Annotated in this window: 15 protein-coding genes; 2 read left to right on the plus strand and 13 right to left on the minus strand. The window is 43.1% G+C overall.

Annotated features, from left to right (window positions below):
- Positions 1–29 precede the first annotated feature (29 nt).
- The 5 genes from LCD34_RS07100 to LCD34_RS07120 all read right to left on the minus strand — a co-directional run bounded on the left by LCD34_RS07100 (position 30) and on the right by LCD34_RS07120 (position 6,510).
- Positions 30–1,214 (minus strand): phosphoglycerate kinase, encoded by a 1,185-nt coding sequence (locus LCD34_RS07100; protein WP_017359212.1) that lies wholly within the window; start codon positions 1,212–1,214, stop codon positions 30–32.
- Positions 1,215–1,427: 213 nt separating this feature from the next.
- Positions 1,428–2,435: a type I glyceraldehyde-3-phosphate dehydrogenase gene (gap, locus tag LCD34_RS07105; protein ID WP_007500174.1), complete on the minus strand. Its 1,008-nt coding sequence runs from the start codon at positions 2,433–2,435 to the stop codon at positions 1,428–1,430.
- A 31-nt stretch (positions 2,436–2,466) separates the two neighbouring features.
- Complete coding sequence (locus LCD34_RS07110; protein ID WP_008347711.1) at positions 2,467–3,504, minus strand: sugar-binding transcriptional regulator; 1,038 nt, start codon at positions 3,502–3,504, stop codon at positions 2,467–2,469.
- A 288-nt stretch (positions 3,505–3,792) separates the two neighbouring features.
- On the minus strand, positions 3,793–5,178 hold the full coding sequence (locus LCD34_RS07115; RefSeq protein ID WP_046527456.1) for an amino acid permease: 1,386 nt from the start codon (positions 5,176–5,178) through the stop codon (positions 3,793–3,795).
- A gap of 138 nt (positions 5,179–5,316) precedes the next feature.
- Positions 5,317–6,510 carry an ornithine--oxo-acid transaminase gene (locus LCD34_RS07120; protein ID WP_025207994.1) on the minus strand — a complete coding sequence of 398 codons (1,194 nt, stop codon included), beginning with the start codon at positions 6,508–6,510 and terminating at the stop codon, positions 5,317–5,319.
- Between the two features lie 209 nt (positions 6,511–6,719).
- Here LCD34_RS07120 and LCD34_RS07125 point away from each other — a divergent pair, with 209 nt between their 5' ends.
- The gene (locus LCD34_RS07125) at positions 6,720–8,162 is read left to right on the plus strand and encodes a sigma-54 interaction domain-containing protein (protein WP_079920163.1); all 1,443 of its coding nucleotides are present in this window, start codon (positions 6,720–6,722) and stop codon (positions 8,160–8,162) included.
- 27 nt (positions 8,163–8,189) lie between these two features.
- On the opposite strand, the gene LCD34_RS07130 is transcribed toward LCD34_RS07125, so the two are convergent.
- Both LCD34_RS07130 and rpoN read right to left on the minus strand, forming a co-directional pair.
- Positions 8,190–8,927, minus strand: coding sequence for a FadR/GntR family transcriptional regulator (locus tag LCD34_RS07130; RefSeq protein WP_212046952.1), 738 nt, complete (start codon positions 8,925–8,927; stop codon positions 8,190–8,192).
- 173 nt (positions 8,928–9,100) lie between these two features.
- Entirely contained in the window at positions 9,101–10,399 is a 1,299-nt protein-coding gene (rpoN, locus tag LCD34_RS07135; protein ID WP_224558716.1) for an RNA polymerase factor sigma-54, read from the minus strand.
- 70 nt (positions 10,400–10,469) lie between these two features.
- Between rpoN and yvfG the strand changes: the two genes are divergently transcribed.
- Complete coding sequence (gene yvfG, locus LCD34_RS07140) at positions 10,470–10,685, plus strand: protein YvfG (protein WP_008347725.1); 216 nt, start codon at positions 10,470–10,472, stop codon at positions 10,683–10,685.
- Between the two features lie 24 nt (positions 10,686–10,709).
- Here yvfG and LCD34_RS07145 read toward each other — a convergent pair whose 3' ends face one another.
- The 6 genes from LCD34_RS07145 to nikA all read right to left on the minus strand — a co-directional run bounded on the left by LCD34_RS07145 (position 10,710) and on the right by nikA (position 17,159).
- Positions 10,710–12,035 (minus strand): MATE family efflux transporter, encoded by a 1,326-nt coding sequence (locus LCD34_RS07145; protein WP_224558717.1) that lies wholly within the window; start codon positions 12,033–12,035, stop codon positions 10,710–10,712.
- Between the two features lie 64 nt (positions 12,036–12,099).
- A complete protein-coding gene (locus LCD34_RS07150; protein ID WP_224558718.1) occupies positions 12,100–12,915 on the minus strand; it encodes an ABC transporter ATP-binding protein in 816 nt (271 codons plus the stop codon).
- An 11-nt stretch (positions 12,916–12,926) separates the two neighbouring features.
- Positions 12,927–13,742 (minus strand): nickel import ATP-binding protein NikD, encoded by an 816-nt coding sequence (gene nikD / locus LCD34_RS07155; RefSeq protein ID WP_224558719.1) that lies wholly within the window; start codon positions 13,740–13,742, stop codon positions 12,927–12,929.
- Between the two features lie 4 nt (positions 13,743–13,746).
- Entirely contained in the window at positions 13,747–14,580 is an 834-nt protein-coding gene (gene nikC, locus LCD34_RS07160; RefSeq protein WP_224558720.1) for a nickel ABC transporter permease subunit NikC, read from the minus strand.
- Positions 14,577–15,521: a nickel ABC transporter permease subunit NikB gene (nikB, locus tag LCD34_RS07165; protein ID WP_048001972.1), complete on the minus strand. Its 945-nt coding sequence runs from the start codon at positions 15,519–15,521 to the stop codon at positions 14,577–14,579. The genes nikC and nikB overlap by 4 nt, the downstream gene beginning before the upstream one ends.
- Positions 15,522–15,539: 18 nt before the next feature.
- Complete coding sequence (nikA, locus tag LCD34_RS07170) at positions 15,540–17,159, minus strand: nickel ABC transporter substrate-binding protein (protein ID WP_224558721.1); 1,620 nt, start codon at positions 17,157–17,159, stop codon at positions 15,540–15,542.
- Between the last annotated feature and the right edge of the window lie 17 nt (positions 17,160–17,176).

The following is a 17,176-nucleotide window of genomic DNA, read 5'->3' on the forward strand; positions in this document are numbered from 1 at the left end:
ATTGACACTTCCTTATAGCAGTTTTGGTCTTATTTATCGTTTAATGCAGTCACACCTGGAAGTTCTTTGCCTTCCATAAATTCAAGTGAAGCGCCGCCACCTGTAGAAATATGGCTCATCTGATCGGCAAGACCAAATTTCTCAACAGCTGCTGCTGAATCTCCACCACCAATGACAGAATATGTATCTTTTGCTTCTGCCAGTGCTTCTGCGATTGCTTTTGTTCCTTTAGCGAATGCATCGATTTCAAATACACCCATTGGTCCGTTCCAGACAACAAGTTTGCTGTTTTTAATGACATCAGCATACTTCTCTCTTGTCTCTGTTCCAATATCAAGTGCTTCTAGATCACTTGGAATTTCAGAGATTGGCACAATGCTTGTATTCGCATCATTTGAAAAGTCGTCGGCTACCAGAACATCTGTTGGAATCAGGAAGTTCACGCCTTTTTCTTTTGCACGGTCCATAAAGGATTTCGCTAAATCTACTTTGTCTTCTTCTAATAGAGATTTCCCTACTTCGTGGCCAAGTGCTTTGACAAATGTATAAGCAAGTCCGCCGCCGATGATCAGGTTGTCCACTTTATCAAGAAGACTTTCAATTACACCGATTTTATCCTTTACTTTTGCGCCACCGATAATCGCTGTAAATGGGCGATCAGGGTTTGAAATGGCTTTCCCTAGAACCTCAAGCTCTTTTTGCATGAGGAAGCCTGAAACAGCCGGAAGATACGCTGCAATACCAGCTGTGGATGCATGTGCACGGTGTGCAGCACCGAACGCATCATTGACATACACATCGGCTAAATCAGCAAACGCTTTTGATAATTCAGGATCGTTCTTTTCTTCACCAGGATAGAAACGAACGTTTTCAAGCACTAGCACATCTCCTTCTTTTAAGTCAGAGATTTGCTTTTTCACGTTGTCGCCGTAAGCTTCATCTGCTTTTTTCACTTCTTGTCCAAGAAGCTCTTGCAGACGTTTTGCTACAGGTGTCAGACGCAGTTCTTCAGTAACTTGACCTTTCGGACGACCCAAATGACTAGCTAGTAGTACCTTTGCGCCTTGTCCTGTTAAATACTCAATCGTTGGTAATGCTGCGCGAATACGAGTATCATCCGTCACTTTTCCGTCCTTCATTGGAACGTTAAAATCTACGCGGCAGAACACAACTTTACCTTTTACGTCAATGTCTTTTACTGATTTCTTATTCATGCTCGTCAGGAGATCCTCCTTTATTCTGGTTTCCTTACGCATTGGACAAGTCTCTCTTTATCCTTTTCCCATTTTGCCCTCATCAAAACGAGAAATCGTGCAGAACGGATAAATACAGAGAAAAAGGGAAAGGGATGCTTCCCCTTCCCTTGTCCGTCTTCATTATATCGTGTCTCTAGGAAAGAACCAAGTGAGTTCCTTCAGTGTGAGAAATTAAAGACCTTGTTTTGCAATGTAAGCTGCAAGGTCAACAACGCGGTGAGAATATCCACTCTCGTTATCGTACCAAGAAATGACTTTCACCATGCTGCCTTCCATTACCATTGTAGAAAGAGCATCGATTGTTGAAGAGTTTGCATTACCATTGTAGTCACCAGATACTAATGGCTCTTCGCTGTAGCCAAGGATTCCTTTAAGTTCTCCTTCAGCTGCTTCTTTAAGTGCTGCATTTACGTCTTCAGCTGTCACATCTTGATTTAATTCAGCAACAAGATCAACTAAAGAAACGTTAGGTGTTGGAACACGCATAGCGCCACCGTTTAATTTACCTTTAAGTTCAGGCAATACAAGTGAAACAGCTTTCGCAGCACCTGTAGAAGTTGGGATGATGTTTTCCGCAGCTGCACGAGCACGACGGTAGTCTTTGTGCGGAAGATCAAGAATTTGTTGGTCATTTGTGTATGAGTGAACAGTTGTCATCATACCGCGTTTGATACCAAATTTATCGTTAAGTACTTTTGCAAATGGAGCTAAGCAGTTTGTTGTACAAGATGCATTAGAGATGACATCGTGGCTAGCTGCATCGTATTTGTCTTCGTTTACACCCATAACGATTGTGATATCTTCTTCGTTAGCAGGAGCAGAGATGATAACTTTTTTAGCGCCAGCTTCTAAGTGTTTAGCAGCGTCTGCACGTTTTGTGAAGAATCCAGTAGATTCAACAACGATTTCTACGCCTTGTTTACCCCAGCTTAATTTCGCAGGGTCACGCTCAGCTGATACTTCGATTGTTTTACCGTTTACTACTAAGTTCGTACCGTCTACAGAAACCTCTGCATCTAGTTTTCCGTGAACAGAGTCATATTGTAAAAGGTGTGCAAGCATGTTAGCGTCTGTTAGATCGTTAACCGCTACTACCTCAACTTCAGGATTGTTTAATGCTGCACGAAATACGTTACGTCCAATACGTCCAAATCCGTTAATACCGACTTTTACTGCCATGATGTTTCCTCCTTTTATAGGTCACAATGTTTTATATTGAGGGATCGATTGACTCCCTTAATAACTCTTTTGCGGCTCCTTCGTCTGTGACGAGAACCGTTCGGCGGGGTTTTTTGAAATAAGCTTCAATGGCCCCAGCCTTTGATGATCCACCTGCAACAGCAATGATGTGTGGAATGCTTTCTAAATCATCTAGCTGCATGCCGACGGAGTGCACTTTGTGGACGACCTCGCCATCACGATTAAAGTAATAGCCAAAAGCCTCTGTCACTGCGTCATGCTCATCAATCTTTTTTAAATCTTCAGCGGGTGTGTTTCGTCTCATCGCCATTGTTTTTGCTTCACCGATTCCATGAATGAGCATCGTGGATGATTTAATTGTTTGAAGCACTTCTTTGACGGACGGCTCTTCAATAATGGAAGAGTAAGCACCTTCTGACAGCTGTCCTGGAACAAACAGCAGTTTGTAAGTACCGGAAGCTTTTTCAGCCATGTGGGCACAAATGGTGTTTGCCTGATTTTTTACATTCTCCCCAAGACCGCCTCTCGCAGGGACAAACATCATGTCTCTGTTTTTGGCATCAGGGGTCATCATTTCGGCAACAGCTTCCATCGTCGTTCCGCCAGTGACGGCGACGATATTATTTCCAGTAAACCTTTTTTTCATACACTGGACAGCAGCTCTTCCCATTTCTTGCTTCACCCACGGGGATTCATCGCTGTCACCAGAAACAATGATGACTTCTTCCAGGCCTAATTTCCTCTTTAATGTATTTTCCAAAAAGGTTAAACCTAAAACGTCCTTCATCATTCCTTCAAGCATTTCAAGCAAAGCATGACCTTCAGTCGTCAGCATCATACCGCTCGTTTTGACATCCAGCAGATTTTGTTCCTTTAAGAACTGAACCTCAGCTCTTAAGATACGTTCACTCAGACCAAGACTTGTCGCAAGACTTCTGCGACCAATTGGTTCAGCTAATCTGATGTACTGCAAAATGTCGTAGCGCTTTTGCATAACTGTGAGAAGATCTGGTAATAATTTTTTTTGAGCTTCCAATAAACGATTCATGGCTAACGACCCTTTCTTTTCACGTTGGACTAAAAACGTCCCACTGTGACAAAAAACGTCCCGCCACAGCCAAAAAAAATCAATCCCTGCTTTCTTTAATTATTTTAACAGGATAATCTTGCATTTTCAACTCTTACAAACACATTTAGACAAAAAATAGACACATTTTGACCGATAACCTGCTTGTCATCTAGCTTTCCGCCATTTTATTTTTTTAAAACTATTTATTTTCTTCTATATTGAATGCATTTGTCTTTGAAAAGGTGCAGGCGGTCAAAAGCCGCCTGCTTATGTTTTCGGTATCGTTTCTTTCTCTTCATTAAATCGTTTCGCATCTTCCTTCGGTTTAATCTTGAGGTAGTAAATGATGTAGCAGGCGGCCATAAATGGAACTCCGCAATAAAGACCAATCCGCTGATCCTCAATAAAGAATAAACTGATAAGAACAATGCCAAATGCGATAAAGCCTGCTAATGGCACAAATGGATAAAAAGGCGTTCGGAAGACAAGATCCTTTACATCTCCGCCCTCTTTTATGAATTGTCTCCTAAAGAAGTATTGGGATAAACAAATCGACATCCAAACCACGACAAGCACCATACCCGAAATGGAGATGAGCCAGACATATACCGTTTTTGGTGCTACAACACTCGTAAGCAGTGATAGAGCGGATACACCCATTGTCACCAATAAGGCATTGATCGGGATTTTACGCTTGGATAATTTTTTCGTGAAAACAGGTCCTTTCCCGTCTTTTGAAAGAGCCCAAAGCATACGTGATGATGCATATAATCCAGAGTTCGCTACAGATAAGACGGCTGTAATGATAATAAAATTCATGATATCTGCAGCGTATGGTATGCCGACCTTGTCCAACACCACAACAAACGGACTATCCACTGCGCCGGCGGTCTGCCATGGCAGAAGCGCTGCAAGAACCGCAATCGATAAAACAAAAAAGACCATCGTCCGCCAAATAATATTCCGAATAGAGCGCGGGAGTGTTTTTTCTGGACTTTCACTCTCCCCTGCTGCAATCCCTACAAGCTCTGTTCCTTGAAAGGAGAAATTGACTGTGACCATGGTTAATAAAATCGCAAAAACACCATTAGGAAAAAGTCCACCATGATCCGTCAAATGACGAAATAGAGGGGCTGGTTCCCCACCTTTCAAGTGAATCATTCCGAAAATTGCGCCAATTCCAATGATAATAAACAATAAGATCGCAGCAACCTTGATGGCTGAAAACCAAAACTCTGTTTCAGCGAAGCTACGAGCTGAGATGGCATTCACGGCAAATAAAATCACGCTAAATGCAAGACACCAAAGCCAAACAGGGATATCTGGGAACCACCTTTGGAGTAGAATACCTGCTGATGTAAACTCCAGTCCAATTGTACATGCCCAGCTAAACCAATAAAGCCAGCCGATCATAAAGCCTGTGGACGGACCTATATATTTGGTTGCATACTCTTGAAAGGAACCGGCTGTCGGCATCGCCACTGCTAATTCACCAAGACAGAGCATGACCAAATACATGAGCAACCCGCCAATGATAAACGAAAGAATGGCTCCCCCTGGGCCTGCCTGATGAATAATGAGTCCTGATCCAAGGAAAAGGCCTGTTCCGATGACCCCACCTAAGGCAATCATAAAGAGATGTCTGCTTTTCATGGAACGCTCTAGTTCATTATGCTGTTCTGGCTTCAAATCCGTTTCCCCACTTTCACTCTTCTATTCATCAACCTTTGACAAAATTCGCCGTTCATTGAAAGAGAAAGGGAGAATTTGAAGGATTCTCCCCTTGATCATTTATGCTTGAAACAATGATTCAATATGATTGATTGCCCAATCCAAGTCTTCTTTTGAAATGGTAAGCGGCGGTGCAAATCGAATCACTGTCTCATGGGTTTCTTTGCATAACAGCCCCTCTTGCTTGAGCTTCTCACAATAAGGTCTAGCTGCCTCAGTCAGTTCCATCCCAATAAATAGTCCACGCCCGCGGACTTCCTTAATGACAGGACTTTGAATGCGTGACAGTTTGTCTTTGAAATATTGCCCTAGCTCCAATGAACGCTCGGCAAGCTTCTCATCGATTAACACATCTAGTGCAGCAAGTGATACTGCGCACGCAAGAGGATTCCCGCCGAAGGTAGACCCGTGAGACCCTGGATTAAATACACCTAAAATATCACGGTTTGCTACAACACATGAGATCGGGAATACCCCACCGCCAAGTGCTTTACCAAGAATCAGCATATCCGGCTCAATGTCTTCCCAGTCGCATGCAAACATCTTGCCAGTCCGCGCTAAGCCCACTTGAATTTCATCTGCGATCAATAACACATGTTCCTTCTCACAAATCGCTTTTGCCTCTTTTATAAAGCCCTCAGGCGGCATGACAATGCCCGCTTCTCCTTGAATCGGTTCAAAGAGAAAAGCTGCTGTTTGCGGAGTGATCGCTTCGCGTAACGCCTCAATATCTCCATAAGGGATGAGCTTTATGCCTGGAAGCATCGGACCGAAACCTCTTTGATATTCTGCTTCCGAAGAAAGTGACACAGCCGTCATTGTACGACCATGAAAATTCCCGGTACATGCAATGATTTCTGCCCGATTCTCTTCGATACCCTTGACATCATAGCCCCATCGTCTCGCTGCCTTTATCGCCGTTTCCACAGCCTCTGCTCCTGTATTCATCGGCAATGCCATCTCTTTATTCGTTAATTTGCAAATCTTCTCATACCATGGGCCAAGCTGATCATTATGGAAGGCCCTTGATGTGAGTGTCACGCGGTCAGCTTGTGTTTTAAGCGCTTCAATAATGCGGGGATGGCGATGTCCTTGGTTCACTGCAGAATATGCACTGAGCATATCCATGTAGCGGTTGCCCTCAGGATCAGTCACCCACACTCCCTCAGCCTCTGAAATCACAATTGGCAACGGATGATAGTTCGCCGCACCGTATTGTTCTGTTTGATGAATCAATGCTTTTGTCTGTGTCATCGTGTATTCCTCCTTCTATAAGCTTGCCTCTTTTGATTGGGTTTATCTTCACTCTTATGTTATGCAAGGATCATGCCAACTTAGTGATCGCTCTGTGCCTAGGATTGTGCTCATCTTTAAAGCAAAATAATTTTGCATATGCAAAATTATTTAAAGGAAACCGCAAAATTTTTCATGTAAAATAGAGGTAATGTCTGGAGGTGGCGCAAGTGAAAAAAGATCAGCATACCGCAAAGCTCGAAAATGAGATTGATCTATATAAACAAATGCTCGATTTAATTGATGTTGGGGTTCACGCCATTGACGAAAATGGCAATACCATTGTTTATAACAAAAAAATGATGGAGATCGAATCTTTAAAACGTTCTGATGTCCTTTATAAAAATGTCTTAGACCTCTTTGTTTTTCAGGATGAGATGCACAGTACACTTGTCCAAGCGCTGCGAACCGGGAAACAAACGGTTCATGCAAAGCAGACGTATCACAACTACAATGGAAAAGAAATCACAACGATTAACCATACATACCCGCTCGTTCGAGACGGTTTGATTCAAGGGGCAGTTGAAATTTCGAATGATGTCACGAAACTGGAACGGCTCATTCACCACAATATGAAGAAAAAAGGAAACACACGCTTTACATTTGATTCAATCATTGGGGAAAGTCCTGCCTTTTTAGAAGTAATTGAACATGCGAAACGAGCCACACGTACCTCTTCTTATGTGCTGATTGTTGGTGAGACAGGGACGGGGAAAGAGCTATTTGCACAAAGCATTCATAATGGCAGCAGCCGTTCATCTGGACCATTTATTACGCAGAATTGTGCAGCACTGCCTGATAACCTGATTGAAAGTCTGCTATTTGGAACACAAAAAGGGGCTTTTACAGGGGCAACAGATCAGCCCGGTCTATTCGAACAAGCGCAAGGAGGTACACTGCTTTTAGATGAGATCAACTCATTACACCCAGCTCTTCAAGCAAAACTATTGCGCGTCTTGCAAGAGAAACGTGTAAGAAGGTTAGGCAGTACAAAGGAAATCGCCATTGATGTGAGAGTGATTGCTAATATGAATGAGGACCCTGTAGATGCGATCGCAGGTGGACGGATGCGAAAGGATTTATTTTACCGGCTTGGCATTGTCACCTTGTTTATCCCGCCACTCTCTGAGCGAAAAGAAGACATCCCCACATTTGTCATGCATTTTATTCAAAAATATAATGAACTGTTTCAAATGAATGTGAAGGCGGCTGATGAAGAGGTACTTGCCCTGTTCCAAACGTATCATTGGCCGGGCAATGTAAGAGAACTGGAGCATGTGATTGAAGCTGGGATGAATATGATGATGGACGAAACATCCTTAAGCTTGCATCACCTTCCTTACCATTTCCGATTCAAGCAAGGAGAAGGTCATCCTAGTGAACACATGCAGATGAGTCCGGTGCAGCCTACAGCTGCAGCTGATACCTTCGTCTACACGAGCTCAGAACATACGACTGATTTCCAAACCCAAATGGAACGATTTGAAAAACAATACATCGTCCATTACTTAAATAAAATGGACGACAATATTTCACAGACTGCAAAGATATTGGGCATGAGCAGGCAAAGTTTGCAATATCGAATGAAAAAGCTGCATATTTCTCTTCAATAATAGAGCTGTGCCGTTATGCGGCACAGCTTATTGTATATCTGGCTTTCCTTCTTGTTCTTGCAGCACATCACCAAGAAGTTGTTCTACTTTTTCCAAATGTGTAAGCATCGCCCTCTCCGCTTCTTCTGGCTGCTTGTCCATGACAGCTTGATAAATACGTTCATGGTCTTTGTAAAGCTGACGTATGGACGCTTTTCTTGAAAATAACACGATTTTTCTCGTTTCCCGCATCGTTTCCATTAATAAGGATGAGACCTGATTCATTAACGCCGCCAGTAAATGATTCTTTGAGGCTTTAGCGATGGCAAGATGAAATGTGAGGTCTGCCTCCTCACCAATTTCTTTATGCGCTTCTGCACGCTTCATTTGTTCTAGTGCCTCATGTAGTCGATGGAGGTCATCGTCTGTCCGCAGCAATGCTGCCTTTTTGACAGCACCTGATTCAATGATTGATCTCACTTCAAGAAGCTGTGCGATATCCTGCTGCTTCATCAAAAAAGCAGGAGATAAACAAAATGTGAGCTGCTCAGGATCGAACTGCTTCACATATGTGCCTTCTCCTTGCTTCATCTCTATTAATCCGATCGCTTTCAGAGCGGACAGCGCCTCTCTCACAGCGGAACGGCTGACTTGAAAATTTTCAGAAAGTGCTTGAACCGAGTCTAATTTTTCGCCTGGAAGAAGCTCCCCCGTTCGAATGGATTCGACTAATGCGTCCGCAATTTCTTCATATATTTTTTTCGTTTTGATTTGTTTATATTTCAATTGGTCTCACCTCATCACTGTTGTCTACCCTATCGGCTCATGCCCTATCTTATACTTTACCCCAAAATTCAGATCACACGTCTTCCCTTTTTTCAATTCTCAAGAAATCTTCTATCACTCTTCCACTCATCAAAAAAGAAGCACATGCCATTGTTTCTGGCATGTGCTTCTTTTTAATCATATCGCTTCCGCAGCGTGGAAGACGGAAGGTTCATTTGTTCACGATATTTGGCAATGGTTCTGCGAGAGACGCGGATACCAAAGGTTTGCTGAAGATGCGTCATGATTTGCTGATCCGAATACGGTTTTTTCTTATTTTCTGATTGAATCAGCTCCGCAATGTGGGTCTTCACTGTGTAGCTGGATGCTTCTTCGAGCGAATGCCCTTCTAGTTTCGCTTGGAAAAACTGTTTCATTTCCATTAATCCGTAAGGGGTCTGCACCATTTTCCCTTTGACTGTTCGACTCACTGTCGACTCATGCACTTGTAATATATCTGCAATCCGCTTCATCGTAAGCGGTTTCATTTTATGCTTCCCTGTCAGGAAAAAATCAGTCTGTTGTAAGATAATCTCACGAACGACATTTGTCATCGTTTGTTTTCTCTGCTTCAGCGCTTGAACAAGCCAATTGTACTGCTGCTGCTTTTCCTTTAGATACGTGTATGCTTCATGACGCTTTTGATCTTGAATCATGGCGAAATACCCTTCATTCATTTCAATGTCCGGAAAAGCACGCTGGTTCAGCTCGAATGTGATGTGACCTCCCGCAGCTGTAATCAACACATCTGGTTCTATATACACATCCTCTTCTTCATAAGAGAAATGAAGGCCTGGTCTTGGTTCGAGAAGCGACACCTCATCTTGTATGGCTTGCAGGGTTTTCAACGGCATACCTGTTTTAGCTGCGATTTCCTTCCAAGCCTTCCTTGCGAAAAGAAAGAAATGCCCTTCGATGATCAGCTCTGCTTCATACCAGCGATCCTTTTTTCGTCTAAGCTGGAGCAGAATGCATTCTTGCAATGATCTAGCGCCAATACCGGCAGGATCTAATGATTGAAGCTGATGAAGAACAGCTTCTACTTCTTCTGCCGAAGCCCCTAGAGCAGCGGCCATTTGGTCAATCGGTTCATTTAAATAGCCATTGGAATCAATGGACTCAATCATAAATTGAAAAATCCTTTGATTCTTTTCACTTAAATTCAAATCAATGGCCTGTCTCTTTAAATACATTTGCAGGCTTTCTTTTTGATGCGTACGATACGGCTCTGTCATTCGATCTTGCGTTCTTTTATGATAAACTGGTTGATAGCTGTCCGTGTCTTTCCGCTCAATCAGAGGGTTCTCAAGCGCTAACTGATCCAGATACTCACCCAGCTCTGCACAATTCAATTGTAGCAGCGTAATCGCCTGCCTGAGTTCTTGCGTGAGTACCTGCTTTAATACTAGTTCTTGTTGCAGTTTAAGGCTCATTGTCTCCCCTCCCTCTCATCATTTTACATGAAGATTGACGGACCGTATATACGAAATAGGAGTGATTTCCATGTCTGAACTTTTTTCCGTTCCATACTTTATCGACAATTTAAAACAGCACATTGCCATGAATCAACATGAAGACAAGATTCATGCCATGAACGCTTATTATCGTTCGGTGGTTTCTACACTTGTGCAGGACCAATTGACGAAAAATGCTGTTGTCTTGAAGCGAATTCAGCATCTCGATGAAGCGTACCAAAAGGTGAAAAAAGAAGGCGAATAAATGGACGACAAACAACACCCTTTCTCATGATTGCAAAGGGTGTTTTTCATGCAGGAAAAGCTTTTGATCCAGCTTCGATTTGTACATCATCAAAAAGCCTGACCGCCCTAAAGTATAAATGATAAAGGCAAACCATAGTCCGTGATTGTGCCATATCGGAATGACTGCCGCTTGAACAGCCACAAACAAAATCATCGCAAAGAGCATTGAATTCCTAACAGGAGCAATTTCTGTCGCACCTGTGAATACACCATACATCACCAAACCAAAGCAAGCAGCAAACGGATAAAGAACGAGCCAATCGGCATATTGCAGTGTCACATCAAGAAGCTGAGGCAAATTTGTAAACAGGCTCAAAATCGGTACTTTAAAGAAAAAGTAACCTGCCGCAATGACACATGCCATCACAACTGCCCATTGTCTCGAAAGGGTTAAAGTTTTATCATAAAGCGCTCGGTCGTTCGCACCTACTGATCTACCGACAAGGATGCTGGACGCATTGGCAAATCCATCGAACAAATAGGCCATGATATAGTGAATTTGAAATAAAATGGCATTCGCCGCCAATTGCTCTGTTCCGAAAGAAGCTCCTTTTGCTGTAAACATGTTGATCACAACAAGCAGACAGATCGTTCGGATAAATAAGTCTTTATTCACATGAAACATTTTCTTTACTGCACGTGTGTCCATCACCTGCTGGATAGACGGCATCCGAAAACCGTTTGACGTATGCTTCAAGATGATCCAGGCCCCTAACACAAAAGCAGTGAGTTCAGAAATCAAAGTCGCCGCTGCCACACCTTTGACGGCAAAAGAAAACGCATGAACTAAGATCAATGCCAAGATCATATTCATGACATTGATCAAAATTTGTAAAGAAAGGGCTTCTTTCATTTTTGCCATCCCCATCAGCCAGCCGAGTATGACGTAATTCATCAAGGTAAATGGCGCTCCCCAGATCCGAATATGAAAATAGTCCGCTGCATGTTGGCGCACATCAGCAGCAGGAGAGATGATCCATAATGCGGATTGAATAATGGGCCATTGAAGAGCAATAAAACAAAGCCCGACGATAATAGCCAGCAAAAAAGGCCTTAGAAAAGCAAGAACACCCTGCTCCTTATTCTGCGCTCCGTTTGCTTGGGCAGCAAAAGCAGATGTACTTACCCGTAAAAAGCCAAACAGCCAGTACAATGTACTAAAAATGAGACTGCCGACTGCGACGCCCCCTATATAAGCGGGATTGGCAAGCTGTCCAACAACTGCTGTATCGACAGCACCGAGTAATGGCGTGGTCATCGTTGAAATGGTTAAAGGGATAGCCAAAGCTAAATATGCTCGATGGTTCATCGATGCCACCTGCCTTTCGTGAAAAATAGCCTCTCCTAAAAGAGGCATTGAGGGAATGAAAAAGTTAACGAAGCGGCCTACCAATCGTTCGGGACAAAGGGTGACTGGCGAGCGTTGCCTCCTTCATTTTCAGCACAGCTTCGTGCTCTGATATAAAGAAATCATCCTTCGATTGAAACTGAGCCACAAGCTCACCCTGATCAAGAATCGCTAATTGATCACTTAAATGATAGGCCGCTGTCAAATCATGTGTGATAAATAAGTATGCAAGCTTCAGCTCTTTCTTTAATTCGACTAACAAATCTAAAATGACTGCCTGCGTAACCATATCTAAGCTACTGACTGATTCATCCAGCACAATGAGCTTTGGCTGAAGCACCAGTGCTCTGGCGATGTTGATCCGCTGTAGCTGGCCGCCGCTAAATTGGTATGGGTACTTGGACAAATCCTGCTCACTGAGCCCTACTCTTTCTAACCAGTGAATCAGTATATGCTGACGTTTTTTTCGGGTCATTGGTTCATAGTTTTCAAGCGGCTCAGATAAGATTTGTTCCACTGTCCACCTTGGATTCACCGCTGAATATGAATCTTGAAATACCGCTTGTACATGTCGGCGGAAATGCTGATGTGTCCGCTGATCTGCACGAATGATATCCTGACCTTCAAACAGAACTTGTCCGCTACTCGGCTTCTCTAGTCCAAGGATGATGCGGCCGAGTGTACTTTTCCCTGCACCACTTTGACCTAATAATCCAAGACAAGTGCCTTCTTCAATGGTCAAATGGACGTTTTTCAAGACAGGGGTTCTCCCTTTTGTCCTCATCATAAACGATCGGTTGCCATATGAATGACTCACTGCTTTCACTTCTATTAAATGCAACGGTTTTCACCTCAAATCGGGCAAACAGCTGGAATGGATGGACGAGCTGCTAAAAGTTTCTTTGTATAATCATGCTTCGGGTGTTCAAAAAGCTCAAGAACTTCAGCCTTTTCAACGATTTTTCCTTGTTTCATCACCACGACCTCGTCTGCCATTTCCGCAATCACACTAAGATCGTGGGTAATGAGCAAAATCGCCGTTCCGTATTCATGACGAATTTGATTCAAGTGCTCAAGCACCAGCTTCTGATTGTGTACATCTAATGCGGTTGTCGGTTCATCTGCGATGATCAGAGGCGGATGCATACAGGCAGCCATAGCAATCATGACACGCTGGAGCATCCCCCCGCTTAATTCAAAAGGGTACTTACTCAGTAATTGATCTGGATGCGGCAGGTTCATTTTCTCTAAGGCTTTCATTGCCTGGACCCGTGCCTGCCTTTTACTGACAGCTGTATGCCGGCGGATTGTTTCAATCAATTGATGTCCAATCGTCCATACAGGCGTAAAGCTATTCATTGGATTTTGCATGATATATGAGAGATCTTTGCCACGAATAGACCGCATATGCTGTTCACTCAAACCAATCAATTCTCGACCTTGTAGAGTGATACTGCCAGTCACATCCGTTGTTTTTCGATCAAGCATGTTTAAGATCGACATACTTGTCACCGTTTTTCCGCATCCGCTCTCACCAATTAATCCAACAATTTGACCGTGCTTTACCTCAAATGCTATTTCCTGAACGAGAGAAATGGTTCCTTGCGGCGTTTTCGTATGCACATGCAGGTTCTCTATATTTAAAATAGACTCTTCCAACTGACTCATTCCTTTACACACGACGTTTGATGCCATATTTCTCTGAAAGGGCTTCTCCCAGTAAGTTGAATAGAATGACCACAGCCATAATCACAAGACCCGGATAAAGCATCAGCTGAGGATTTGTTTGAATATAAGATTTTCCTTCATGGATCATCGCTCCCCATTCAGGCGTAGGCGGCTGAACCCCTAAGCCTAGAAAAGACATGGCTGAAATGTCCATAATCGCCCAGCCCATTTCAAGTGTGCCCACAACTGCGAGTGGCGGCAGTACATTCGGAATCATATGCTTTCTCATGATATTCCAATGGGAAGTACCACTAATCTTCGCAGCTGCAATAAAGTTTTGTTCTTTTAAACTAAGGACCATCCCTCGAAAGACGCGAGCGTAATACACCCACTGCACAAGCATCAAAGCCAGCACCACTTGAGAAAGCCCTGGTCCAAAAATACCGACTAATCCAAGAATCAGTACCAAATTCGGAAATGCCATGACCCCGTCGCACAATCTCATCAATACGTGATCGATCCAGCCGCCTTTATATCCAGAAATCAGCCCTACGATTAAACCGATAGATAGAGAGGAAACAAAGATTAACAACGCACAGCCTAGTGAAATACGAGCACCATATAGAATACGAGATAAATTGCATCTTCCCAATTGGTCGGTGCCTAGAGGATACTCCCATGAAGAACCCTTTAGCTTCATTGCAAGATTGACAGCCGCTGGGTCATGCGGAGCGATCAATGGTGCACATATCGTCACAATGAGCAGGAGACCGAGCAGCACCACACAGATCGAGATCATCTTTTGATGATAGAAGAGGTGTTTTACTTTTGTCATCATGGCTGGCGGCCTTCCTTTCTAGAAATACGGGGGTCAATGAGCAGCTGAAGAAGATCCACTATCAAGCTGCTTAAGATAAAGATACACGCCGCCATCAACACATAAAATTGAATGACCGGCAGATCCCGGTTAAAGATTGCTTCAATAAAAAATCGTCCAAATCCAGGCCATGAAAAAACAGCCTCTACAATAATAGTCCCTGTGAGCAGCTTGCCAAGATTCACGCCAAGTCCTGTCAGCATCGGTGATATCGCCATTCTGAAGACATGTTTGAACATAATCGATTGTTCCTTTAACCCTCTCATTCTCGCATATTGAACAAAAGGCTCGTGAAGCGTCTCACTCACACTCGCTCGCAATAATCTCGTATACATCGCAATTAACGGCACAGCCAGTGTAATGGATGGCAGTACAAGATGTTCCCATGTACCAACACCTTCAACAGGTAAAAGATCGAGTTTCACTGAAAAAAAGAAGATGAGCAAATACCCCAAAACAAAGGTCGGGATAGATGCTCCTAGGAAAGAAATCATCCGGCTCATATGATCTACAACGCCGTTTTTTCTCAAGCCGCTGAAAAAGCCCAGTGGAATACTGACACAAATTGCGATCAGCAGACTAGTGAACGCCAATTGAATCGTCGCAGGTATTCGATAGATCACCTCATCAAGCACAGGCTGATTGGTCATATACGACCGCCCAAAATCAAGACGGACGACTTTTTCAATCGTATGAAGGTACTGCATGTAAAAAGGTTCATCTAAACCAAATTCACTTCGTTTTTGGGCTAATACTTCATCAGTAGGCTGAATATGAGCCGCTGCTAAATATGCCTCCGCTGGATCAACTGGTGACAGATGAATCATGCCAGTTGTGAACAGTGTGGCTAGTAGAAATACAGGAATGATAGATAACATTCGTTTGATGATATAGCGGCTCATTTACTTACCTTCCTTCTGTTACTTCAGCTTGATGCCTGTGAAAGGATGTTCATCTCGATTCGCAGGGAAATCAAAGTCCTTCACATCTTTTTGATAAACAGCTGTCTTTTTAAAATAAGAGATTGGCACAATCGCCCCTTGATCTTGCAAGGATGATAAGACGGACGAATAAAGTGCTTTGCGTTTGTTTTCATTAGTTGTCGATGGAATCTCCGTCATTTCTTTGATCAGCTTATCTTTATTCGGATACGCTGAGATCGCCTCTTTGAATCCAAAACCATCTGATGAGACAACGTTCATAAATGTATGCGGATCATACGGCGCTCCGTAATTGCTAAAGAAGTTCATATCAAATTTGTTCGCTTTAAACCGCTGAACCTGCGTCGCCAGCTCGACACCTTCAAGTTTGACACCAACGCCAATGGCTGCCCATTCTGCCTGCAGTGTTTCAGCCATTGTTTTTTGAATCGATTCTGCTGAGTCATACATCATACTAAACTCAAGCGTTTTTCCGTCTTTTTCCCGTATGGTTTTTCCTTTTGGAAGTGTCCAGCCCGCTTCATCCAGTAAAGCCTTCGCTTTGTCCACATCATACTGGAAAGATTTCACCCGGATGCCTGACGTATATGGCATGTTTGTCGGCAAGATGTGATCTGCTACATCCTCTAATCCAGAGGTCACACCTTCCACCAATGATGTTTTATTGATCGCATACTGAAGGGCGTGACGCACTTTCTCATCTGACAGCTGATCGACTTTTGTGTTCATGACAAGCTGTCTTGTGGCTACAGGCTCTGACATCTTCGTTTCATACTTGCCGCTCGCCTCTAGTTGTTTAAAAGCATCAAGGCTAATCGTTCCTTCTCCGTAAAGTAGATCTACATCGCCTTTTTCAAATGCCATCACTCTTGTTTCGGCATCTGGAATGACCTTCACTTTGATTTCTTTGACCTTTGGTTTCTCTCCCCAGTAGTGGTCATTTCGTTCAAAAATCGCGTAATCATCTTTTTTGTACGTCTTTAATACCCAAGGACCTGTTCCCACTGGTTTTTCGATTCCTTTTGATGTATCTCCGTTTTTCGGAAAACCTGCTTCGCCTAGGAAACGAACGGGGCGCACAACAGCTAACTCTTGAACAGTTGGATAATAAGGCTCAGTTAATATGAGTTTAAACGTTTGCTTGTCCACTGCTTCTGTCTTTTTAATTTTCTTTATGACACCTAACCAGCTATGTACTTCTTTGTTTTTTAAAATCGCATCAAAATTCTTTTTCACAATGTTCGCATTAAATTTAGATCCATCTGAGAACGTGACATTGTCTCTAAGATGGAACGTATACACCTTGCCATCCTTGGAAACATCCCATGATTTTGCTAATTCAGGTTTAAGCTTCCCATTTTTTTGATAGCTCACCAATGGTTCGTAAATCATGGATTGGGCAAACAATTGTGATGGATTGTATATGTGTGGATTCATTTCGCCAATATCTCTTGGCCATGCCATGGTGATCATATCGGGATGATCCTTGTCTCCACTTGCTCCATTATTTGCTTGAGAACAGCCTACTAGTAAGAAGATCAGTAGGATAGGTAATATTGTATTTATTTTAATTTTCGGAAAATTACTCCAAATAGACATAAGTTGCTCCTCCTAAT

This window comes from Bacillus sp. RAR_M1_44, from assembly GCF_020165935.1.
GTDB classification, from domain to species: domain Bacteria; phylum Bacillota; class Bacilli; order Bacillales; family Bacillaceae; genus Bacillus; species Bacillus altitudinis.